Annotated in this window: 12 protein-coding genes; 5 read left to right on the forward strand and 7 right to left on the reverse strand. The window is 62.5% G+C overall.

Translation table 11 applies throughout. The annotated features are described in order from the left end of the window. From OXI69_07140 to OXI69_07150, 3 genes are all read left to right on the forward strand, one after another. Window positions 1–1,866 (forward strand): hypothetical protein (locus tag OXI69_07140; protein MDE2665907.1); only part of this gene is annotated, 1,866 nt, incomplete at its 5' end. A gap of 381 nt (window positions 1,867–2,247) precedes the next feature. Beyond that, window positions 2,248–5,025: a carboxypeptidase-like regulatory domain-containing protein gene (locus OXI69_07145; protein MDE2665908.1), complete on the forward strand. Its 2,778-nt coding sequence runs from the start codon at window positions 2,248–2,250 to the stop codon at window positions 5,023–5,025. Between the two features lie 356 nt (window positions 5,026–5,381). Beyond that, the gene (locus OXI69_07150) at window positions 5,382–9,146 is read left to right on the forward strand and encodes a collagenase (protein MDE2665909.1); all 3,765 of its coding nucleotides are present in this window, start codon (window positions 5,382–5,384) and stop codon (window positions 9,144–9,146) included. A 179-nt stretch (window positions 9,147–9,325) separates the two neighbouring features. On the opposite strand, the gene OXI69_07155 is transcribed toward OXI69_07150, so the two are convergent. Further along, window positions 9,326–10,456 (reverse strand): AI-2E family transporter, encoded by a 1,131-nt coding sequence (locus tag OXI69_07155; GenBank protein ID MDE2665910.1) that lies wholly within the window; start codon window positions 10,454–10,456, stop codon window positions 9,326–9,328. Window positions 10,457–10,700: 244 nt separating this feature from the next. Between OXI69_07155 and OXI69_07160 the strand changes: the two genes are divergently transcribed. Further along, window positions 10,701–12,068: an MFS transporter gene (locus tag OXI69_07160; GenBank protein ID MDE2665911.1), complete on the forward strand. Its 1,368-nt coding sequence runs from the start codon at window positions 10,701–10,703 to the stop codon at window positions 12,066–12,068. A gap of 125 nt (window positions 12,069–12,193) precedes the next feature. Next, on the forward strand, window positions 12,194–13,678 hold the full coding sequence (locus OXI69_07165) for a M81 family metallopeptidase (protein MDE2665912.1): 1,485 nt from the start codon (window positions 12,194–12,196) through the stop codon (window positions 13,676–13,678). A 36-nt stretch (window positions 13,679–13,714) separates the two neighbouring features. Here OXI69_07165 and OXI69_07170 read toward each other — a convergent pair whose 3' ends face one another. The 6 genes from OXI69_07170 to OXI69_07195 form a co-directional block, all read right to left on the reverse strand. Next, window positions 13,715–15,226 carry a mechanosensitive ion channel gene (locus tag OXI69_07170; GenBank protein ID MDE2665913.1) on the reverse strand — a complete coding sequence of 504 codons (1,512 nt, stop codon included), beginning with the start codon at window positions 15,224–15,226 and terminating at the stop codon, window positions 13,715–13,717. Between the two features lie 76 nt (window positions 15,227–15,302). Then, window positions 15,303–17,633, reverse strand: a complete 2,331-nt coding sequence (locus OXI69_07175; protein ID MDE2665914.1) for a tetratricopeptide repeat protein — start codon at window positions 17,631–17,633, stop codon at window positions 15,303–15,305. A 172-nt stretch (window positions 17,634–17,805) separates the two neighbouring features. Further along, on the reverse strand, window positions 17,806–19,122 hold the full coding sequence (locus tag OXI69_07180; GenBank protein ID MDE2665915.1) for a DUF1501 domain-containing protein: 1,317 nt from the start codon (window positions 19,120–19,122) through the stop codon (window positions 17,806–17,808). A gap of 7 nt (window positions 19,123–19,129) precedes the next feature. Next, the gene (locus OXI69_07185) at window positions 19,130–19,339 is read right to left on the reverse strand and encodes a hypothetical protein (protein MDE2665916.1); all 210 of its coding nucleotides are present in this window, start codon (window positions 19,337–19,339) and stop codon (window positions 19,130–19,132) included. A gap of 95 nt (window positions 19,340–19,434) precedes the next feature. Next, window positions 19,435–22,023: a DUF1553 domain-containing protein gene (locus OXI69_07190; GenBank protein MDE2665917.1), complete on the reverse strand. Its 2,589-nt coding sequence runs from the start codon at window positions 22,021–22,023 to the stop codon at window positions 19,435–19,437. A gap of 78 nt (window positions 22,024–22,101) precedes the next feature. Continuing rightward, window positions 22,102–23,940 carry a hypothetical protein gene (locus tag OXI69_07195; GenBank protein MDE2665918.1) on the reverse strand — a complete coding sequence of 613 codons (1,839 nt, stop codon included), beginning with the start codon at window positions 23,938–23,940 and terminating at the stop codon, window positions 22,102–22,104. Window positions 23,941–24,204 lie beyond the last annotated feature (264 nt).

Consider the following 24,204-nt stretch of genomic DNA (forward strand, 5'->3'; position numbering starts at 1 on the left):
CAGCGGCTGCACCATGCCCTGGTGCGTTTCGTCACCGACAACGGCCGGCACGAGGAGTCTTACGAGAAAATCCTCCAGGAACGGTTCGGAGTGACCACTCGAGTCGCCGACCACACGACCTACAGGGAACTCACGGCCTATACCACCGGAGAGGACGCGTCGCGCTTCCAGAAATTCCATTCCGAGGAGATCGTCCAGCTCATCAATACGTTGGAGGAAATGCCGAGCGGCATGCACAGAATTCCGGAGCTGAGGTACCTGGTCCGCCGCCTGGACGGGACCCCCCATCCGCTCTATCCGGGCGCTCCTGCCGTAGCCTGGCCGGAATCCGGCTATATCGAGTTCATGGAGAGCGCTTACAAGGACAGGTCTGTCCTATACGTCCACCGATTGATCCTTCACGAAAAGGCCCACTTCCTGTGGGCGCATCTGTTCGATGAGCAGTTGAAGGCCGATTGGATCGAGCTGGGCGGTTGGTACAAGGATGTGCGGAGCGACAGCGGCTGGTCCACCACCAAGCAGACCGAATTCGTCAGTGCTTATGCCCACGCCATCAACCCCAACGAGGACATGGCCGAGTCGATCGCCTTCTTCGTGATCAACCCCGACAAGCTCAAGTCACGCGCCATCGGCAAGTACGAGTTTGTGCGCGACCGCATCATGCAGGGGAGCTTCTACATCTCGAGGATCCGGGAGGACCTGACGTTCGAGGTCTACAACCTGTATCCCGACTATGTCTTTCCGGGCAAGATCCGCAGGGTGGATATTCGGGTCACCGGAGCCGCGGAGGAGGACAAGGACGTCCGGATCGAGGTGGAACTGCACGCGCTGGACAAGGTGCTCGAGGGGGCGGAGAACGTGCTCATGAGGGTTGTGAGCGAGATTGGCACCTACAAGGATGTTTTTCTTTACCCCGAAGGTGACGCGAGAACGGGCACGGTGCTTGTGGGAGGGTTCACCCTGAGCAAATTCGCCAAGGCGGGCTACTGGTTCCCCAACCAGGTACAGATCCGGGATCCAGCCGGCAACGAGCGGTTCGAGCGGGGAGACGACTTCGGATGGAGTCTCTACGTGAACAATCCGCTTGAGGACGTTACCCCCCCGAGGTATGTGAGGAACTCGGCGTCTCTGACAAAATATACAAGACAGCTCGAGGGCCGGGAGGTGCAGATTGTCGAGGGGACATGGGAAGTGGAGGAGGATACGAGCATCATAGACTGCGCCATGAACCTGACAGTCGATGTCGCAGACACCTACAGTTTTAGAGCCGGATTGAATTTCCCCTACGAGTACGATCCCCAGGAGAGTCTATGCCGAGCTTGGCTCATTGCGCCTGACTATCTCCCGAGCGGCGTCTACACCCTGGTTCATATCGATATGCTGGATGTGGCGGGAAATTTCTCCAGCTTCCAATTCGGAGATACCACCGAACCCTCCACGTACGAAACTCCGCCAACAATTGAGCTGATTACGAGCAATCCCGATACCCAGGCGCCCGAGGTGGACCTCAACGCCATGCAGATCAGCGCCGAACCCACTAATCCGAGCGCTCCGAACGGCGAGACGCGGGTCACCCTGAGCTTCCGCGTTCGGGACAACATCTCGGGATTTGTGCTGGCCTCCGCGGACTTGCGAGATCCGCAGGGCATCGACCATCAGTTCTACGTCTACACGCCAGATCGTTCCGACCGCTTTCCGTCCGGAGATCCGTCTGAGTGGACAGACATCGACTGGATGGTGATATTGCCGGAGGGATCGGCGCCGGGCACTTGGGGCCTTGCGCAAATGACTGTCTGGGACAGGGCGCGGAACTTCCGGCAGTACGACTTTACCGAGATTATCCATTTCGACGTGGAAAGCGACTGAGGACTACGCCAGCGGGTTGCCGCCTTGAGACGATGAAGATCGACCGAAGGGCTTTTCCACATGGGCCCGCGATCTTGGCGCAGATGCGGGTGGCGAATGTCACAGAGTTTTTATGATTTCCCGGTGGCTAATGGGCAAGCCCGGCTTGCATCTTCTCTGCGCGAGAGCGTCAAAGCGCGCCGCCTGCCCCCTCACTCTGCCCAACCATCTTGAGAGAAGGCGAACATGGAACGCCCAATGATCGTCGGTGGCAGCTCCAGGAAGAATGGTCACGCACCGATATCTGGATTTTCCTCGCATTGGCTTCGCTTCCGTCTGGCACAGGGGCCGGGCAGAAACATGAATCTCGCGAATCGGGTTGCGAGCAGTTTCGTCCGCGCAGTGATCGTTGCCATTTTCGTGGCTGGATCCATCGGCGGCAACAGCGAGCGGTACCTTCTGGGCCAGGCCACCGACCTCGAACACAGACAGCGGCAGAACGAAAGCATCCGTGGCCTCGCGGCCAGTGACGTTGGCGATGCCCCGCTCAGTTGCAGTGACGGTGGCCCCGGCACGGGAATCTACATGGGCCACGTCTCCGGAATTGAGGGACCGGGCTCGTTCGACGACGTCGAAGTGTTGCTCACCTGCGGCAGCAGAGCGCTTGAAAGGACTGTCCCGGGTCCCGACGGCGGCTTTGTCTTTGAGGGACTGCCGGACGGTGACTACGTGGTCACGGTGCGAAAGACCGGCTACCGCGGGCCGCCAGCCAGGCGATTCCGCCTGGAGGGAGGCGTGATCACCTCGCCTCCGCCGGGTGCGATCAACCGGGAGTACCTCCTGGCGCCCCTGGACCCGGACACCTTCGTATACCACTGGGAAGAAGATCAGAGCACGGCCGGCTACGACTACTCCGCCCACGTCAATCAACCCCTGGAGGTGGAGTTCCTCGACGAATCGGTTGAGGTGAGCGACAACTCCTCCGCCATTAGACTGAATCACGACTACAGCATCCTGCTGGTCGACAGCGAGAGCGGCTCCTGGACCCAGGAACACGCCTATCGGCTGCTGGAGACGATGAGGGCGATTCCGCAGGACGACGAGCTGTATCCCGATTACGAATCGCGGGGCGCAAGCAAGTGGTTGCTCACCTCGGAGCACGTCCACAACGACATCCGGATCACCGGCGGAGACGTGTTCAGCCAGAGGACCGTTCTGATCTCAGAGGAGGCCTTTGTCAACGCAAGCCCCAAAATCGCGCTGATCGAGGGAAAGCGGGGAAAGTACTACTCGCAGCGGCTGCACCATGCCCTGGTGCGTTTCGTCACCGACAACGGCCGGCACGAGGCGTCTTACGAGAAGATCCTTCAGGAACGGTTCGGTGTCACAACGCGGATCACCGAACACACGACCTATGAGGCGCTCACTGCCTCGACCACCGGAGAGGCCGCTTCGCGCTTCCAGAAATTCCATTCCGAGGAGATCGTGCAGCTCATCAATACCCTCGAGGAAATGCCCGGGGGCATGCACAAGATCCCGGAGCTGAAGTACCTGGTCCGCCGCCTGGACGGGACCCCCCATCCGCTCTATAGCGAGGCTCCCGCGGTGGCCTGGCCGGATTCCGGCTATATCGAGTTCATGGACACGGCTTTTCTAAAGGCATCCATCTCGGCTGTCCACCGCCTGATCCTTCACGAAAAGGCGCACTTCCTCTGGGCACATCTGTTCGATGACCGGTTGAAGGCGGATTGGATCGAGCTGGGCGGCTGGTACAAGGACGTGCGCAGCCCGAGCGGCTGGTCCACCACCAAGCAGACCGAGTTCGTCAGCGCCTATGCCCACCAAAAGAACCCCGATGAGGACATGGCCGAGTCGATCGCCTTCTTCGTGATCAACCCCGACAAGCTCAGGTCTCGAGCCATTGGCAAGTACGAGTTTGTGCGCGACCGCATCATGCAGGGGAACATCTACATTTCGAAGATCCGGGAGGACCTGACTTTCGAGGTGTACAACCTGTTTCCCGACTATGTCTTTCCGGGCAAGATCCGCAGGGTGGACATTCAGGTCAGCGGAGCCGCGGAGGAAGACAAGACCGTTCGGATCGAGGTCGAACTGCATGCGTTGGACAGTGTGCTCGAGGGGGCGAAGTATGTGCTCATGAGGGTTATGAGCGATGTCGGCACCTACAAGGATATATTTCTGCATCCCGGCGGTATCGCTAACGCACCGGCGGACACGGTGCTATCGGGAGAATTCACCCTGAGCAAATTCGCCAAGGGGGGCTACTGGTTTCCCATTCAGGTAAAGATCCGGGACGAACATGGCAACGAGCGGTTTGAACGGGGTGACGACTTCGGATGGAGCCTCTACGTGAACAATCCGCTTGAGGATGTTACTCCTCCGGCGTATGTGAGGAACTCGGCGTCGCTCACCAAGTCCGTCGAAACGCGGGAAGGACAAGAGATTCAGGTGATCCGGGCCAGTTGGCAGGTGGACGAGAACAATGGATTGATAGAGAACAATCCGTGTTATGCGTCCATAAACGACGAACTCCTGGAAACCTATCGCTTTGAGGAGCACGGCGTCTACGACTCACAGAGCGAACGCTGCGAAGTCTTGTTCCTGATGCCGCACTACATGCCGTCGTCGGTGTACACGATGAACTATATCAGGATGACTGACCTTGCCTTGAACACAACCGGTGTCTTTTTTGGCGATCCGGGTCACCTTCTCAGGCCAGAACAATCATTCATCGATGAAACGGCACAACAAATTGAACTGGTTACGAATAACCCCGATACCGAAGCCCCGGAGGTGGACCTCAACGCCATTCAGGTCAGCGCCAAACCTACCCATCCGGAGGCACCCAACGGCGAGACGCTGGTCACTCTGACCTTCCGCATCCGTGACAACATCTCTGGATTCACGTATGCCTGGCTAAACTTGCGGGATCCGCAAGGCATCGAGCATGAGTACTTCGGCCCTGATCCGAATCGGGACAAGCTTTTCCCGTCCGGGGACCCTTCCCGGTGGACCACCTATACCTGGACCGTTGTTCTGCCGCCGGGATCGGCGCCGGGCACCTGGGGCCTTGCCGAGATGACTGTCTGGGACAGGGCGGAGAACTTCCAACAGTACGATTTTACCGAGATCATCCATTTCGATGTCGAGAGCGACTGAGGGATACGCCGGTGAGTTCCCTCGCTGGCCGATTGCGGGGGCTAAGAGCTTGTTTCCGCGGCTGGGATGGGAAGCCATCCGCAAAGTAGCTGAATCGATCGACGGCTGTGCGTTCCATCAGTTTAAGTGTTCGGGACAGTAATCACCTGCCAGTTCCCCTGCCCTGGCGGTCAGTTTCGCGCGGGCCCTGGTCGCTTCCTTGGCATCTTAAGGGCATCCCTCGCTAAGGGTCTGAGCGGACGTTCTCATCGTCCGTATGCTCTTCAGCCAACAGATACTTCCCCTTCGCGGCTATCGACTCTCGTGGTTTTTTCGAGGCGGCTGCGGAAATCACCGCAATTACTAGCGCAATTTCAATGCAAGAACTTGCTGGAGAAATAACGATCCGAGCGAGTCGCGTCACGCTGCTCATCACCGTCGCGTTTGTCGCGCTCTCCCAGTCGCCTGCCCAGGTCAGATCGGACGAAGCCTGCTCAGGCCTCTATGCCGCCTTGCGTAGCGCGACCGGCGACCGCCTGGTCGAAGTGGTGCGCAGAGGCGACCGAAGATGCCTCGACCGCCTTAGAAGCGATTTGGATGCGCCGCTGCAAATTGCCGTATCCCGGGAGTCGAACGTGGTCACCGTGGCCGACAGCATCCCCGAGGCAATGGCAGACTACACCGGATTTGGAAACGAAGGGGTTCATCAGCTTTTCCTCTATTTGCGGGCGGCCGAGTATATCCACTACTACTGTCTCTTGGACCGCAGTTGCAATGGTGAGGAATGGAACAGTGCAGAAACCTACTCCATGGAGGCCGGATCGCCTGTGCATCGGGCCGTCAAGGCCGCCATCGACTCCTTCGTCGAGCACCCGCTGTTCCGCCATGCCGGCAGACAGCACACCGATACCCTGAATGACGTCGGATACGCCATCATCTTCTACGAGATGAGCGGGCTGTACTTGAGTCTGGTCGAGGATTGGCTCAACGATTGGGACGACAACTACGCCGCCAATCCAATCTTCCACGATCAGATGGATGTGATGCTGGACATTGTCTCCTGGGGGCATGTACGTCCCCCGTTCGCTGATTTTTTCGGAGAATACCGGGGCCTTGTCCATGCGTTGCGGGATTTCGTGTTGGCCGAACGGTGGCTGGGAACCTCCTCGCAGTGGATCATGGAACGATCCGTCATGGAATTGGGGCACTATTTCCAGCACAAAAACACAACGAACTACGAATACGTGTTGCCGATCGCTTTGTCCGTCCTCACCACCTATCGAGACCGGCCCGAAGCCAAAGATATCTTTCTTCGCCTGGTCGGCGAGATCGACTACCACGACGTCGGGAACTGCGAGCGATACGGCCTGTGCGATTGGTACGCCGGCGACGGCTTCAAAGCCAACTTCCGAGCCGCGCTGTTCACAGACACGATGGTGTGTCCCGTCAACGCCTGTTCCGGAGACACCATCACCATCCATGCCCAGGACCTGGAGGCGGACAAGCTGGCGACGGCCTGCCAGAGGATGTATGAAGAGGGTCAAGCCTTTCAAACCTTGTTCGGCACCCAATGTACGCCGGTACCCGACGACTTCAACAGCCACTTGGATGTGTACGTATTCAACGACGGAGACGCTTGCTGGGCAATGCAATTTCCGGCATTCGGCAGAGGCGTGGATACGTGCAGCGGCATCTATTACGAACATGATCCGTCGGATCCTGATTCATCAGCCCAGTTCATCGTGACTGAATACGTACCCAACCAACACGCCCGTGATCCAGAACTGCCCATTCGAAACTTCGAGCATGAGTATGCTCACTACCTGGATGGCCGCTACAACCGCCATGGCCCCTATCGCGGACACGACGATAGCGTTCATTGGTGGGTGGAGGGCTTCGCAGAGTACCTTTCCGCCGAAGTGTCTCCCTACATTGGCTTGCCCAGATGCGAATCTCCCTACTCGTTGACGGAAACGCTCCTCCATTCCGATTCCATCCCCACCAGTTACGCCCAGAGGCATCTCGCTGTCCGCTTCTTGATGGCGAATCACCGCGACTTCATCGACACACTGCTCAAGTACACGCGTCAAGGCGAGTATGCGGCCTATACCGCGCACATGGCCGCCGAAGCGCCGAAGCTCGAAGGAGAGTGGCGAACATGGCTGGTGGCCTGTGAAGTGCACACGGATTCACGTGTTGCTCCCTATTGTCCTAGCGGGCCGGACTTGTACCAATATGGCTACATCACGAGAGTCGTTCTGGGTTCCCTGGACCATGCCGACGACGAAAATCTCGGCCACCGGTTCTATGACGAGACGGTGAGTGTGCAAGCGGGCTCCACCGTCGAGCTTCGCGTTACCGCCAGCGTACGGATCCCGGTCGAGGGCGACGTCAACCGCGTGGAAGCGTGGATCGATTGGAACGGCGACGAGCGTTTCGATGAAAATACGGAACAGGTCATGAACAGGGAAGCTCGGCTGACAAACCGAAGACATCCCGTCACCGTCTCGTCAACGGTGACCGCACCGCAAGACGCCCACATCGGTAGGGTTCGCCTGCGCGTCCGCGTGCAATACAAGCAGCCACATGGTGCAGACCAAGGGATCTGTGAGAACTACGAGAGCGGTGAAACCCAAGACTACGACATCACTGTGACAGCCGTTTTAAACCCCGGCGACGGTGAAGGACCGCAACCGACATCGGGGGGTGACCTGTTCATCCCCGTCCTGCTGACCTTGGCAGGGCACAACGATGCTCTCTTCACCTCGGAGCTAACCCTGAACAACCGGGGATCGGAGGAGGCAACCCTCCACTACACCTACACGGCCGATCGAGGCGGCGGAAGCGGAACGGCCACTGACAAACTGGCGCCGGGGAGGCAGAGAATCGAACCCGACGCCTTGTCGTATTTGAGACAACTGGGTATTCCCATTCCCCACTCGGGGAATCGCCTCGGGACACTGAGAGTGGAGGTTGCGGGTTCTTCCGCCGTGAGTGTGGTGGCGCGGACCACCACGGCCGTACCAGAGGGCCGCGCCGGCCTGGCCTATCCCGGCATTGGCGAGAATGAAGGGTTCCAGGAAGCAGTCTATCTATGCGGACTGCGGCAGAACAGCCAGGACCGATCCAACGTGGCCCTCCAGAACATGGGGACCGAGGGTGAGATCATCTTGAGGACCACAGTGTTTTCCGGGGATGGTGCCGATACCAGAAGTCGGATGCTGGGTGACAAGAGGTTGAAACCGGGAGAGTTCCGCCAATACGATGGAGTACTGAAAGCGTTGGGCAGTTCGGCCCAGGGCTATGTCAAGGTGGAAAGGGTCGCCGGAAGCTCGCCCTTCTACGCCTACGGAGTCATCAACGACAATTTCAACTCGGACGGCTCCTTCGTCTTTCCGATTACCGAATCCAGCCTGGAAAAGACGAGAGGCCGGACCCTGCCGGTCATCATCGAAAACACAGGCTTCACCAGTGAGCTGACCGTCACCAACTTCTCGGCGTCGGACAAGCAGGTGGATTTCAGCTTTGTGGCCGATGCCGTCGAAACCAGCGATGATACCGCGACTTTCAGCCTAAGGCTCAAAGCCGGCGAGCAGAGGATCGTTCCCCAAATCGTCAACTGGCTACGCCAGCAGGGCGTGGTCGGCATCGGTCCGGCTGGTCCGGCCTTCGTGGGAGCCCTGTTCGCGACCCCGTCCGAGGGGGATATGAGCGGCATAGTGATCGGAGCCCGGACGGGATCTCCGGACGAAAGAGGAGGACAATACAGCCTCTTCTACAACGCGGTGCCCTATGGCTTGGCCACGGTCGAAAGCGCCTGGATCTACGGGCTGCAGCAGAACGCGGAGAACCGCAGCAACCTGGCCCTGGTCAATACGGGCGAGGTCGACGGCAGCTCCAGCACATTCGAGATCACGATCTACGACGGCACCGGGGAGTCTCAACCGAGAACGAAACGGGTAAGGCTCGATCCCCGCCGCTGGAAGCAGGGGAATGGGATTCTAGGCAATATCAGCCAAGGGTATGTTCAGATCAGGAAGACCTCCGGCAACAATCCATTTGTCGCCTACGGCGTGATCAACGACGGTGGCAGGCCTGGGGAGCGGAGTGGGGACGGCGCTATCCTGCTCAGCCGGGAGTAGGCTTTCGGTCCTTGGAGACCAGATCGTTCTACCGGTCAGGCTTATTCCTTTTCGCTAGCGCAAGCCGCGCTCTTGGGTCGCGAGTCGTTGCTGAAGTAGAAAACCCGGCGCTCCGATCATGCCCCGCCGTGAGAAATCCAAACGGGTACACGCCTGCAAGGAGACGATGGCGGCCGGTTTCAGTGAGTAGAAGGGGAGACTTCTGTCGGGGCGTGGGCGGGATCGGGTTCTCCCTCCCGCGTTTCGGTCTCCCCGGCAGTGGATTCCAGGGAAGCTGCAGCGGATTTCTCCGAACCCAGCAGAATGGCCAGCCAGCGAGTTGTGTCGCTGCTCTCCAAGCCGATCTTGGCGGTCATGGTGAGGGGCACCGACAGCAGCATTCCTACCGGCCCCAGCACCCATCCCCAGAAGACCAACGACAGAAAGACGACCAGAGTCGACAGGCCCAGACCGCGTCCCATGAAGCGCGGCTCGATCACACTGCCGAACGCGAAGTTGATGCACAAATAGCCCACGCCTACCATCAGGGCGGGGAAGGGCCCCAGTTGGACAAGCGCCAGCAACATCGCCGGAACGGCGGCCACAATGGAGCCGATGGTCGGCACATAGTTGAACAGAAAGGCCAGCAACCCCCAGAGCAGCGGGAAGTCCAAACCCAGCAGGGCCACCCACAAGGCCGCCGCCAGCCCGGTGGCCAGGCTCACCGCCGTCTTGATGGCCAGATAGCCCTGCACCGCATGGGTGAACTCCTCGAAGGCGCGGAAGGAGGCCTTGGGGTCCCCTTTGGCGGCCCTCAGCTTGGCGGGGAATCCCGAAGCCTCCAACAGGATGAAGACCACCGTCAGGATGATGAGGAAGGCGTTGGTCAGCACACCTCCAAAACCGGCCAGCAGGGTGGCCACAAGCTGCATGGCCTCCCCGGGATTGACCACTTGCCTCAACAGTTCCCAGTCGAGACGGATGCCCATGGCCTTCAGCCAAACGAACAGCGCGTCCATCTGTTGATTCAAGCCTGCCTTGTAGGCATCCATCTGCTGGTAAAAGCCGTTGAAAGAGGTGCTCAGCACCGCTCCCATGCCAATGCCGATTCCCAAGATCACCAGCACCACCGCCAGCACGGCCAGGGCGGAAGGAACACCCTTCCGTTTCAGCCAGAAGACGAAGGGTCCCCCGATGACCGCAATGAACACGGCCAAAAGGAAAGGAATCAGGATGGCCGAGGCTTCTCGAATTCCGGCGATGATGATCACGATGGCCGCGATCACCATGGCGCCCCGCGCCGTCGCCTCCTGCTGTTTCCTGTCGCTCATGGGCTCTTCGTACGGATGCAAGAGCGGGGCCGCCGGCTGGTGCCGTCGTTTCTACCGCAAGTGAGGGGCTGCACTGGCCGCACCGTGTCCGGCACGGCCAGCCCGCCTGCGAAATTTCGGAGCATGATAGACTCCGTTTTCTATCTGTATTCTAGCAGGCTTGAAACACGGGCGCGACGCTAACCGGCAGGCGCCGAGTCCGCCGCTTTGACCGCCGGTTTTCTGCGCGACCGGGACACCTCTCATGACCGAATCCGGCGCCCGCAAGGGCACCTTCGGCTGGTGCATGTACGACTGGGCCAACTCGGCCTACACCACCACCGTGGCCGTGGGTCTGTTGCCCGCCTATTTTGCCCAGGCGGTAGTGGGGCTCGAGGGCGTCCGACTCGGAGACACCCTTTACAGGGCCACCACCCTGTGGGGGTTTACCGCCGGCCTGGCTGCCTTCCTCGCCTTTCTGTTGTCTCCCACCCTGGGCGCGGTTGCCGATATGACGGCTTCCAAGAAGCGTTTCCTGCTGGCCTGCGCCTACACGGGCTCCCTCTTCACGGTACTGCTCTACTTCTGCCAGTCAGGCGATGTCTTCAAGACCCTCTTCTTCTTTCTGATCGCCCAGGTTGCCTACGTCGGCGGCAACGTGTTTTATGACGCCTTCCTACCTCAGATCGCCCCCGGCCGAAACGCCATGGACCGGCTTTCGGGCAAGGGATACGCCTACGGCTACGTGGGAGGCGGCCTCCAGTTCGCTCTCGCCCTGGGACTGGTGGCCGGCCATCGTCGGCTCGGCATGGCTCAAGGCTTGGCGGCACGCCTGGGCATGGTGATGGCGGGGCTCTGGTGGGCGGGTTTCACCCTGGTGACCGGGCGGCATCTTTCCGAGGCGCCCGGTCGGCAAGTCCCGGTCCTCGGGCAGTCCGCCCGGTCGCAATGGATCGCCCTCCTGGCCGCCGGTTTCTCCCGCACCCTGCAGACGGCCCGCCAGGTTCGCCGCTATCGCCACCTGGCGACTTTCCTGCTGGCCTACATGTTCTACAACGACGGGATTCAGACCGCCATCAACATGGCCACCATCTACGGCAAGGACGAGCTGGGGCTGAGCACGACCGCCCTCATGGTGACTCTGCTGACGATCCAGATCGTGGCCACCGCCGGGGCGCTGCTGTTCAGCCGAGTGGCCCTGTGGATGGGAACCCGGCAGGCGGTCATGCTGACCCTGGTGATCTGGTCGGCGGTGGCCGTGGTGGCCTATTTCATTCAGAATGCCCGGGAGTTCTTCGCCCTGGGCGTGGTGGTGGGATTGGTTCTGGGCGGGTCCCAGGCCCTGAGCCGGTCCCTCTACGGTTCCATGATCCCGCCGCAGGCCAGCGCCGAGTTCTACGGCTTCTACACCCTCTTCAGTAAGTTTTCCTCCATCTGGGGCCCCTGGGTCTTCGCCGCCATCACCCTGATGGCAGGCAGCGCCCGGACGGCCATCCTGTCGCTGGTGGCCTTTTTCCTGGTGGGTCTGGTGCTGCTGGCATTGGTTGACGAGGAAAAGGCCCGCCAGGCCGGGCGGGAGGACGAGGCAACAGGAACGGAACAAGGGCAGGGCCTGGACAAAATCGGGAACTGAACGGTGATACCAGCCGTGGCCGGCCGATTGGAGCGCCCGCCGAGTCGGAGGCATCGGGGGTTCAACCCACACCCGGGAGATGGGTTATGATTGCGGGTGAGATTACTGCGAAAAAGGAGCGTCGCATGCGCATTGCCATCGGCGGTATCGAGCACGAGAGCAGCAACTACTCCACGGTGGAGACGCCGCTGGAGGAGTTCTACGGGCACTCCCGCTCCAGCGGGCCCGAGGAACTGCTGCAACGTTCGGGTGAGGTCAACACCATCATCGACGGATTCATCAGGGAGTTGCGGCGGCAAGAGGTGGAGATGGTCCCGCTGGTCTGGCGCCACGCCAATTCCGGAAAACAGCCGACCGGGGAGACGCACGAGGCGCTGAAGGAATCCCTGCTGGCGCTCTTGCGACAGGCCCTCCCTGTGGACGGGGTGCTGCTGAGCGTGCACGGGGCCTATTCCGCCGAGGGGGTCGACGATGCCGACGGGGACATTCTGAAGAGTGTCCGGGAACTGGTCGGCTCCCATTGTCCGATTATTGGAGTCCACGATCTCCATTGCAACATCGGCAAGACCATGGTGGACAACGCCACCGCCCTGATCGTGGAGGACACCTATCCCCACGTCGACATGGCCGAACGGGGCGTGGAAGCGGCCGACATGATGGTGCGGACGGTGCGGGGCGAGATCCGTCCCACTCTGGGCTGGCGCTCCATCCCCCTTTTCTGGGCGGCGGCCAGGATGATCACCGCCAAAGAGCCCATGAGCCTGGTCATCGACCGCCTGCACGCTCTGGAGAAACAGCCCGGGGTTTTGACGGCCAGCGTGGGGGTCGGGTACCAGTGGGCCGACGTGAACTGCGCCGGGGCTTCCACACTGGTCGTCACCGACAACGATCTGGCAGGAGCGCAGCAAAAGGCGGACGACCTGGCCCGCTGGATCTGGGAACGGAAGGAGACCTGGCAGCGGGAGCCTCTTTCACCCGAGCGCGCCCTGGATCAGGGCGAGGCCCTGGGGAAATACCCCATTATCCTGGCCGACCAGGCCGACAACCCGGGCGGCGGCGCGCCCAGCGACAGCACCGAGATTCTGCGCCTCTTCCTGCAGCGGCGACTTCAGGACGCCGCCGTGCTCCATATCGTCGATCCGGAAACCGTCAGGACGGCTCTCCGGGCCGGTGTCGGGAACCGGGTTGAGGTGGAAGTCGGAGGGAAGTCTCACCCGCTGGTGGGACCGCCGGTCCCAATGCAGGCTGAAGTGGTGGCGGTGAGCGACGGGCGTTTCGTCTATGACGGTCCCATGTTTGCCGGCCTGGAGGGCGACCATGGAGACTCGGTGCTGCTCAGGCAGGACGGGGTCTACGTGGCGGTCATCTCCCTGGGCCACCAGCCCATGGACCTGGCCTTCAGCCGTGGGTTGGGACTGGATTGCGCCCGCATGCGCTATCTTTGCGTGAAGTCGACCGGCCACTTTCGCAGCGGCTTCGAGCCCATCGCCGGTTCGATCTTCAACGTCGATGCCGGCAGCGTCTTCACCCAGGACTTCTCCAAGCTGCCCTTCAAGCGCCTGGGCCGAAAGATCTACCCCATGCAGCCGGATACGACCTTCGAGATTTGAGGCGCGTTTCTCACCCGGGATAGCTGCCCCCGGCGGTTACTTTGCCGCGCCTTCCGATTTCATCGATTGCAGCCATCCCTCCAGGTGGCGTGCGGCAAATTCCCGGCCCCCCAGACCGAATGCAATGGCCAGGGCTACCGCCACCGCGCCCAGGATCAGGCCGAAGGCCATGTTGACGATCTCGTCCGCCAAACCCATGTGCCGCAGGGCCATGGCTCCCGAAAGCACGATGATGGCGATTCGGGCGCCCAGCGCCAGCAGGCGGGACTGGGCGGCTCCCGCCGACAGCACCGTCCGTTGCACGAAATTGGCCAGGAAGAGTCCGATGGCGAAGATAACCAGTCCGACCACGATGCGGCCGGCGAAGACGAGGAACTGCGAGGTCAGTTCAGCCAGGACCGCGAAGCCCATGAGTCCGGCCGCTTCGGTGACGGCGAACAGCATGATGGCCACCAGGATCAGGGTCCCGACGATGGCCGACGGGGTCCGGTCTCCGTCGCCGGTTTCCTTGCCCAGACCCAGCTTGGCCAGGATGCCGTTGAAGCCGGCGCCGGCCAGAAGGTTGGCCACCAGCCCCGAAACCACCCGGCCCACCAGGTAGGCGATGGTCAATATCAGCACGGCGCCGAAAATTGCCGGAATGGCTTCCAGGATCATGGTGAGCATATTGCTGGCCGGCACCGTGATGGCTTCCATCTTGAGTGCGTTGAGGGCGGCGATCACCACCGGCAGGAAGACCAGGATGTAGGCGATCAGTCCCACCACCCCGGAGAGCCGTTGGGTCCCCAGGGCGGCGGAGAGACCTCCTTTCTCGCTCAAGGTGTCCAGTCCCACGGCTGACAGCAGGCTGCTCACCACCCGTTGTACGATGCGGGCCACGAACCATCCCACCCCCAGGATGACCGCGGCGGTGAAGAGGTTGGGAATGAACCCCGCTACCTTTGCAACCATGGCTTGAATCGGCTCCAGCAGCCCTTCCACGGCCAAGGCGTTGAGGACGCCCGGCAGAAACAGCAGAAAGATCAGCCAATAGACGGCATCGGCCAGGCTCCTGGCCAGAGGGGGCCGTTTTTTGCCCTCCTCTCCCACCCCGCTTCTCAGCCGCTCGTCCAGCCTGGCGGCAGTCAGCACTTTGGCAATGACCAGTCTCAGGACAGAAGCCAGGATCCAGGCGATGATCAGGAGGAAACCCGCGCCCAGAATGCGGGGGGCAAACTCGAAGATGCTGGTGAGGAGCCGGTTGAGGGGCTCGGTCAGAATGGTCAGTCCCAGGGTCTGAAAAACCGCCACCAGCACGAACAGCATGATGAGATAGTAGGCGCCCCTGCCGACCCAGTTGTCGACGTGCACGTCGCTGGCCCCTTCCTCTTTGCCGAACCAGGCCGCCATCCGGTCGTTGATCGCAGTGCGGCGCATCACCGCCCGCAGAAGGGCACCCACGATCAGGGCAATCAGCCATCCCACGATCAGGATGCCCAGAGCAGCTGCAATCCTGGGGATATAGGGGCCGGCCACCTGGGTTATCTGATCCATCATTACGTTCAGCATGGCTCCTCCTTGGGTAGGGTTTTTGTGAAAAGCCGCGCTTCCCGCTCGGGACCGCGGCACATTATCGCACCCGCGATTAGCGAATGCGGGCTAACATCCGTAGCTGCCTCTCCAACCTTTGGTAGCCGGCGTTCTCCGGATAAAGCGCCAGGAGCCTCCGGCTGTAAACCAGCCCCTTCCCAAACTGCCTCCGGTCCCGGTGAATGGTGGCCAGCGCGAACAGGAGATCCCGGTCATGGGGTCGGGCCCCCAGTGCTTGTTCCAGGACGCCTATAGCCTGGACCGATTCTCCCAGGGAGTTGAGCGCTACCCCATAGACGTAGGCATGGCGGCTGTTGTCCGGATCCAGCTCCGCGGCTTGGGCCAGGTGGTTCAGGGCCTGGCGGCGCTCACCGGTCCGGACCAGCAGCAGGCCCAGGGCCTGTTGCGCCGTAGCCGATCGGGGGGCTATTTTCAGCGCCTCCAGCAACAGCTTCTTTCCCTCGTCCTCCCGGTCCATCTCCCGGTAGAGGTCAGCCAGATTCAGATAGGCCGGCATGAAGGCCGGCTCCAGGGCGATTGCCTGCCTGTAGGAAGCTTCAGCCCGTTCGAAGTCCCGCTGGTCCCGGTAGAGGTTCCCCAGGTTGAGGCGGCCGCCGGGATGGTCTGCATGGAGCTGCTGTACCTCTTCATATTCGCGGGCGGCTGCGCCTCTGAGCTGACGTTGCCGGGGTGAAAGTCCGGCCGGGGCAGGCCCGGCCAGGGAGCGGCCGGCCAGGGTCCGCACCATCCGCACCGGATCCTCCAGGGCTGCTTGCGACAGAGGTCCCCGTTGGTGTGGCGGTAACGAGCCCAGGGCTTCGACTGCCGCTGCCCGCACAAGCGGGCTGGCATCCTTCGCCAGTTCTCCCAGCACGTCGGCGGTGCTCCCTCCGGGATAGTTGTCCAGCAGCGAAATGGCGGTGGCCCGTACGATGGCAGGCAGGTGGGGGGGCCGGGCCAAGCGGTTGAGATCCGCCGCCAGGCCAGGGATTCCCTTGCGGGCGGCGGCAAGGGTCTCGCCGAAGTGCTTGTCTCTGGGGCCGGCCCCGTACCATCGCTGAAAGTGTTCCACCGACCATTGGGTGGACCGGTCGCCATGGCAATTGTTGCAGGCGTTGGGCGTCCCCAGGCTAGCTGTCAAATCGGGGCGCGGGACGCGAAAGCTGTGGTCGCGGCGTGGATCCACCACCATGTAGGTCCGGGCCGGCATGTGGCACTCCACGCAACGGGCGCCGGTGGAGCCGGGCGGATGGTGGTGGTGGGAACGGGAAGTATAGGTCGCGGCGTCGTGGCAGCGGGTGCAGAGCACATCTCCCTGTTGGTGGAGACGTGCGCTGTGGGCGTCGTGGCAGTCGGTGCAGACCACGCCCTCCTGAGCCATGCGGCTCTGCAGGAAAGAGCCGTAGACATAGACCTCCTCCAGGATCTGGCCGTCGGGGTAGTAGAGGTCTTCTTCCAGAAGGCTCAAGTTGTGGGTGTTCAGCAGCGAGGCTCCATGGACGTAGTCCTCGCTGATGAGGCCGCGCCTTGAGTGGCAGCGGGCGCACATCTCCGCCTGTGTGTGGGTGCCCAGAGGGGGGGTGCGCCGGGGCCTGCCGGTGCTCTCGTCGCGGGCCCAGACGGCAGGCTCGGCCTCCTTGAGCCAAATGGCCAACCCAAGGTCGGGGATATCCGTCCGGGGCTCTCCGCGAGCCCGGGCCTCGGCCCATTCCACGTGGGCGGCGCCCGGTCCGTGGCAGGCCTCGCAGGAGACGTCCACCTCGGCCCAGCGGGTCCGGTAGGTTTCGGTTGACGGATCGAAGTTCTTGCGCAGACCGGTGGAGTGGCACTCGGCGCAGCCGGTGTTCCAGTTCTGGGAGACCCGGGTCCAGAAGAGGAGGTCGTTGGGAGCAACGCGCTCGCTGTCGTAGAGGTGGAACCAACGCTGGCCGCCCTCTTTGCGGGGACGGGAGTCCCAGCAAAGGGGCAGGCACTGCAGACGCCCTCCGGGGAACTCCACCAGGTACTGCTGCAGGGGGTCCGCTCCAAAAGTGTACTTGACTTCAAACTCTTCGATGGCTCCCGAGGCCCCTTCGGTCGAGACCAGGAACTTGCCGTCCCGGCGGTAGAACCTGGAGGTGACTCCCAAATGAGTCAGGGTGGCGTCCTCGAAATCCCCCAGAACGGTCTGGTCGTTGACCGGATCCATGGCCAGATCGTGGTGGGAACCGATGTAGGCGGCGTACTCCTGGGGGTGGCAGGGTTGGCAGGTCTTCCTGCCGGTGTAGCCACCCTGGACGAGCTCTTGGGAGGGCTGCCGGCAGCCGATGACCGCCAGCAAGGCCAGAGCGATGAGGGCTGCGTTGGTTTTCCCAAAGCAACTGAGCGACGGTCCGCGAGGGGCCAATAGAGTAATCCACGAAGGGCCACTGAGGGGTTGGAGATGGTTCAAGAGGGATACGCCAAGGGTCGGGCAGGCAAAAAGATTTCTGCGAAGGGCACGACGCACCTGGTGTTCCCGGCGTTGGGTCTCGGTCCTGAGCACGAGTCGAGCCCTGATGAACATCAATGAACAGGATTCAGATCAGGCCCTCGATGGGCAGGCCGCTCTCTCCGCCGATGGAGTTGGCGATCTTGACGGGCCGCTGGATGGGGGTCATGTATTCCTTGGTCCAGTCGATACCGAGCGCCTTGTAGACGGTGGCGAACAGGTCTCCGATCGTCACCATTCGGTCCGCGACCCGCGCGCCTCGTTCGTCGCTGGCTCCGATCACCTGCCCGCCTTGAATCCCGCCGCCGCCCAGCACCATCGACCAGCAGTGGGGCCAGTGGTCCCGGCCGCCCCGGGGATTGACATGCGGAGTTCTGCCGAATTCTCCCATGGCCACAACCAGTGTCGATTCCAGCAGTCCCCGCTGGTCCAGGTCCTTCATCAGGGCAGACAGAGCCTGATCGAAGGGAGGGGCCAGCAGGTCCCGATTGTACTTGTCGTTGTCCACGTGGCAGAGGTCCCACTCGGTCATGTCATATCCGGCGGCCGTGGCAAACCGGCAGCCTCCTTCGATCAGCCGGCGCGCCAGCAGCACGCTCTGGCCGAAACGGTGCCGGCCGTACTCGTCCCGGGTCTTCTCCGATTCCTGCGAGAGATCGAACGCCTGTCGGACCTGCGGGGACCCGAGGATGGTCAGGGCCTGCTGCCTGAAGTCGTCCAGGGCCGCAAACTCGGCCTGCTGCTCCTGGCGGCGATAGAGGCGGTCCACCACCTCCAGGAAGGAGCGGCGGTGGGACACCCGGTCCATGCCGATCTCCTTGGGAAGCACCAGGTCGGGAACCTGAAAGTCCTCCCGGGCGGGATCGGGGACCACCATGGGCTGGTAGCGCGCGCCGATGAAACCCGCGTTGAAGTAGTTCAGGTAGGGTCGATCGATGGGCGGTGCGATCACATACGGGGGCATGTTACGGCGGGGATTGAGCTCCCTGGCGATGATGGAGCCCAGGCTGGGAGACTCCAGGGCCGAGTTGGGACGGTGACCCGTGATCGCGTAGTAGGTGGCCTGCTGGTGGTCGATCTCCTCGGTGTACATGGAGCGGATAATGGACAGCTTGTCCATGTGCCTGGCCACCCGGGGCAGCAGCTCGGAGATCCGGATGCCGGGGACGTTGGTCGAAATCGGCGCAAAGGCGCTGTTGGGCTTGGGATCGAAGGTGTCGACCTGGCTGGGGCCGCCTTCCAGCCACAGCAGGATGCAGGCTTGGGCCTTGGCGTCCGGTTTCGCAGGGGAGCCGGAGGCGGCCATCAGGTGCTTTAACTGCAGGTAGCGGCTCAGGCTGAGCCCGAAGAGACCCAATGACCCCGCGCGCAGGAATCCCCGGCGAGTGAGGTGGATCCCGTTCAAACAAGATTTAGGGGTCGATTTCACCATCGCGTTCCGCGCGCGGGCCATCTGTATCCTGCTGCTTTTTTGACCACGCCCCGATACCAGCGCCGATGGCCAGACCCAGTGCCACGCCAGTCCCGATTTCGTCCAAAGCAGCACCTATGGCCACACCAAAAACCAGGCCGAGCCCTGCAAAATGAGCGATCGGGTCACTTGCCTTACGCTTACTACCCATAGTGCCCTTTTCTGAACAACCAATCTTCTTTGTAGGGAGCCGGAAGTGACTCTCCGGACATTGCCACGGCTACCTGAACGGAGGCCAGGAATCTCCTAGTGATTATAAGCGAACTCGCGCGAGGCGATCACCCCCCAGAGAAGATCCTCCAGAGCTTGCTGTCGGGAAGGCCAGGTTCTGACCATCCGCACCAGTTGTGTGGTCTCCTCCGGTGTGGGAAACCGCGACAGGGCGGCCAGGTAGAACTCCTCCACGATCTCCCTGTCGCTAGCCGCCGACCGCAGCAGGCGATCGATTCGGCCTCCCTTTCCCGACAGCTTGTCGGTATAGGCGGGACCGGCCAGCATGTGGAGGGCCTGGGCCAGGCTGGCCCCGCCCTTGCGTTCCGGCACCGCCGTCCGGCTGGGCCGCCCGTAGATGTCCAGAAACCGCGACGGATGGAGGTCGGGATGGATGATGTTCATGGCTCGCGTGCCGGCAGGCTGGCGGCCGCCGTAATCCCGCTCGTCCTTCCCCTCGAAGACTTCAGGGATGCCGGTGATCTGGCAGATCATGTCCAGCAGGATTTCCGCATCCAGGCTCCTGGGCAGGGCCCGGGAGTAGTTAACGCGGTCACCCCCGTTGTCGTAGTTGGGGCGTCCCGAGCGCTGGTAGGTGTTGGACTGCACGATCAGCCGGATCAGGTCCTTCAGGTCGTAGCCGCTGGAGCGAAAATAGCGGGCCAGCTTCCGCAACAGGTCGGGATGGCTGGGCGGGTTGGTCAGGCGAAAGTCGTCCACCGGGTCGACGATCCCGCGCCCGAAGAAGTAGCTCCAGAATCGGTTCACCACGGCCTCTTCGAAGAGAAACTCTTCCGACGAGGTGAACCAGTCGGCCAGCCTCGGCCGGGGGTCTGTCCTTTCCTCGACCGGCAGAGCCTGGCCATCGGGATAGACGGCTTCCACTTCCTGCCTGGTGCGGGGATGGAGCAGCCGACCGTCGGCCCCGAACTCCTCGTGCCCGATGGGATCGTCCACGGCGGCCATGGTGGTCCAGAAATAGGTCAGGTTCTTGAAGAACCCCGTCAGGCCCCAGAACTGGTCCTGGGTCCAGGAGTCGAAAGGGTGGTCGTGACACTGGGCGCAGTCCAGCCGTCGCCCCAGGAACACCCGGGCCTGCTCGGTCATGACGTCCTGAGGAAGGCGAATCTCGTCGGCTCCCCAGAGATGGCGGGTGGGGCCGTCGTAGCCCTGGCCGGCCATGCGCTCCCGGGCCACCTGGTCGAAGGGCTTGTTGCGGGCAATGGAATCCCGGATCCACTCCCAGTACATCTTGACCTTTTCCCGGCCGCCCTGCTCATGGGAGACCCGAAACAGATCGGCCAGGCGGAAGGTCCAGTAGTCGATATACTCGGGAGAGTTGAGCAGGGTGGTGATCAGGCTGTCCCGCTTGCCCGGATCCCGGCTGTCCAGAAATTCCCGGACCCGCCGGGGCGGGGGCAGGGTCCCGGTCAGGTCCAGGCAGACCCGCCTCAGGAACTCCTGGTCGCTGGAACGTTTCGAGGGCGGGATGCTGAGGCGGCGCAGCTTTCGCCGGACCTCTTCGTCGATGAAGTTCCGGGGGGCCTCCCGGGGAAATTCGGTCAGGATCCTGCTGACCACTCCCAGGGAGACTCGGGTCGCCCGGCGCGGCCCCTGCACCAGGACGGTGGCCTCGCCCGGCTCCCGGGCCCGGATCAAGCCGTTTTCGTCCACCTCGACTACCTCTTCCGCGGTGGGTTGGTAACGCACCCGGCGGGTGAAATCCTCTCGGTTGCCGTCGGAAAGCCAGGCGGTGACCACCAGTTGATGGCTCAGCCCCGGCTCCAGCACGAGCTGACGGGGTATGACTTCCAGGCGGACGATCTCGGGGGCGCCGTTCCCGAAGGGCGCTCCCTGGCCGATCCATTGAAGCAGCGCTCGATAGTCGGGCCCGTCCGGATCCAGCCGCCGGCCGCCTCCGTGGGGCACCTGCAGGGTCGGTTTCAACAGGAGCAGGCTCTTCTCGGGCGCTTCCGGCGAAATTCGGGGAGTCTCGGGTCCGGCAGACTCCCGGCTGTAAATCTGAAAGGTTCCGCCCCGCACGATCCAGCGGTGGTCCTCCCGCGGATTGCCGGCCTGGCTGGAGAGCTTGAACCCGCCGCGGCCCTTGACGCTGCCGTGGCAATGGCTGTCGTTGCAGCCCTTCCGAGTAAAGATTCCCTCCAGGTCCAGGGCGAAGTTGGGAGCGCGAGTGCTGGCGGAGGACTGGACGTTGATGGCGCTCTCGGCTGAGAGGCCGCCGAATTCGGCGGTCAACCGAGCCTCGCCGCCGGCCAGGGCAACCACCTGCCCCTGGCCATCCACCCGGGCGGACCGGGGATCCGACAGGGAGAAGCGAGCCTGCCTGGAGAGATCCCGCTCCACCCCATCGCTGTAAGTGCCGGTGAGCAGGAACTGCTGGGAGGCATCCTTGCCCCGCAGGGTGACGGCCCGGGGTTGAAGGGTGAGGGAAAGAAGTTCAGGGGCGGCTGTGGCCTCGACCTGGCCTGGTGCCTGTTCGGATTCGGCCACTTCCTTTTCCGCATGGCTTGGCTGTGCAGCCGCCAGCACCAGTGCGACCAGGGTCAACCGGAGGGCCGGCCTGGCTCCGCGATGATCTCGATTGTCGTGGCGGGAAGCATTCATTGGGTTGTTTCGGCCAACGGGCGGCCCTTTCTGCCGCAGGCGGCCTTGGGTTCCGGTGCCTATGGATGCGGTCCCCGTTCACCGAGACTTGCCCGCCGTCTGGCGGCGATTTCCTTCCAGGACCATCAGGTGCACCTTGCCCACCGGCAGAAGCGCCCCCATCTTCCCCGAAACCACTGGTCGAGCCTGGATGCGAAGGATACGGGGCATGCGGGTGGCCGGAGCGTCGCTAGCGGCCACGATCATGACCGAGGTGGCGCCCTGTTGTGGCATATACCGTGCCTTGGGACCCTCATCCAGGTTGGGAGGCGTCTCCGGCTGATAGTCGGTGCCGGGAAGGGCCTGCACGCCCGGGGGAAGTCCTTCGACCTGAAGGAGGATCTGCCCGGCAAACCCTTCCTCCTGCCCGGTGGTGACGGTCAGCTTGCCGGCTTCTCCCGGGACCAGGTTGAGCCGGTCCTCCTGGACCCTGAGCTCCCCGGCGTGGGGAATCTGGGGACGCACCAGCAGGCGGTAACGGAAGTCGGAAGCCCCGTTCCGCTGGGTGGTGTCGCGGACCCGCAAGGTGTAGGTCCCTCCCCGCAGGAAGGTATGGATGGTCTTGGGCTCGATGGTCTTGCTGTAGGAGAGGGCCTGCCGGACCACTCGCCGGTAGACGTTGCTCAGCACCACCTGGCCGGCTTCATCCAGAACGGCCATCCGAGGGTTGAAGTCGGGCAGGGTCGCCTCGGGGGTCTCCATCTCGAAGCTGAGCTTCTGGCCGGGCTGGACCCGGAAGGAAACCAGCCTGTCCAGGTCGCCGGGTTGGTCGATGGCACCCTCCACCAGAAAAGGAAGAGTCGCCACCGCCGTCGGGTCGCCGTCGTCGTTGGGTTCCTGCTCCCGGATTGTCGAGTAGGTGGTCGTCCTGCCGGAACCGTTCGCTTCCTCCTGTGGGGGTGTTCCGTTCTCGGCGGCGGAGGCCCCCCGGTCGTTGCCGGGTTCCACAGTCCTGGCATGGATCCTCCGGATGTGATCGGGCCGGATGGGGCGGGAGAAGCTTCTTTCCTGCCAGGGTTCGAATATGGAACCGTTGGCGGCGGCCGGGGGCCGTTGAGGGGCCGCCGGGCCGTTGGGCTCGACTCGGAGCTGATAGCTGAACTCGGCGCCGCCCAGGTTGTAGAAGGATCCCACCTCCAGCAGGTAGAGGCCGGGTTGCCCGGCCCGGGTTTCGATAAGCGGGTTGGGCCGGGGATTGGCATTGGACTTGTCGTCATAGGCCAGCCGATGGAGGCGGCTCTCCTCGAGCCAGCTCCCGAGGGGCTGGTAGAGCGTGAGCACCGAGTCGAAGCCGCCCCGGTAGCCGGCCCGCCCCCCCATGGATGTTCCGGAGGGGTTGGAGATCAGCTCGAACCGGAGGTGCTGGCCCTCGGCGGCCTGCACGGCGTAGAGGTCCCTCTCTCCGGGCCGGCTGATGACGCCGTCGATGGCGCAGGGAACGTCGATCTCTTGAGCGCTGGACGCTTGCTCCGAGGACGGGTTGTTTTCGGCTAGCGATGGAAGGTCGTGAACCAGGAAACTCAGCGCCCCGGTAACGCCCTGCGGCGAGACCACCCTCAACGGGTAGCGGCCCGTTCCGGCCGACGGGTCGATTCGCAGTCCCAGGATCAGTTTCTGAGCCTTGGGAGAATCTTCCGACGGGTCCACCTCACCTTCGGCGATCAGGTCTTCGACCCGTTCGACGGTGGCGGTGACGCCCTCCCGGTCGAACCGGACGGCATAGGCCCCCTGGAGGGACTGGCCCCTCAGTGTGACCTCCAGCCGGGTCCCCTTTTTGCCGCCCAGAGGAGCAATGGAGAGGGCTTGCGGTTCCGATGCCTCGGAAGTCGCGGGGATCAGCAAGGCCATCACGGCCAGGAGCCGAATTCGCTGGGTCAAGAAGATCATGTTTCGGGGGCCGACAAGGCTCAATTCCCGGATTCATTATGCCTCAAGCAGATTTGGCGATCAAAGCGACAAGGGTGGAGGGTGGACTGGGTTGGGAATGAGGGTTGGGCGGATCAGTCGGATGCGGTTGCGCGGGTCATCACAGACCATCCCCGTAGATCCCGAGAATCCCGGCTGCCGGGCGACCGATGTGGCACCAGGACCCGCGGGACTGGACCGATGAGTCGTGAGGAGATTTGGAGAGTGTTGCAGCCA

The sequence above is a fragment of the Acidobacteriota bacterium genome, assembly GCA_028875575.1.
Lineage (GTDB): Bacteria > Acidobacteriota > Terriglobia > Versatilivoradales > Versatilivoraceae > Versatilivorator.

Excerpts from the sequence above, each read along its gene's own strand:
- OXI69_07150 (MDE2665909.1), top strand. The coding sequence starts at position 5,382 with ATGCAAGAACTTGCTGGAGAAATAACGATCCGAGCGAGTCGCGTCACG.
- OXI69_07155 (MDE2665910.1), bottom strand. The coding sequence starts at position 10,456 with ATGAGCGACAGGAAACAGCAGGAGGCGACGGCGCGGGGCGCCATGGTG.
- OXI69_07160 (MDE2665911.1), top strand. The coding sequence starts at position 10,701 with ATGACCGAATCCGGCGCCCGCAAGGGCACCTTCGGCTGGTGCATGTAC.
- OXI69_07165 (MDE2665912.1), top strand. The coding sequence starts at position 12,194 with ATGCGCATTGCCATCGGCGGTATCGAGCACGAGAGCAGCAACTACTCC.
- OXI69_07170 (MDE2665913.1), bottom strand. The coding sequence starts at position 15,226 with ATGCTGAACGTAATGATGGATCAGATAACCCAGGTGGCCGGCCCCTAT.
- OXI69_07185 (MDE2665916.1), bottom strand. The coding sequence starts at position 19,339 with ATGGGTAGTAAGCGTAAGGCAAGTGACCCGATCGCTCATTTTGCAGGG.
- OXI69_07190 (MDE2665917.1), bottom strand. The coding sequence starts at position 22,023 with ATGAATGCTTCCCGCCACGACAATCGAGATCATCGCGGAGCCAGGCCG.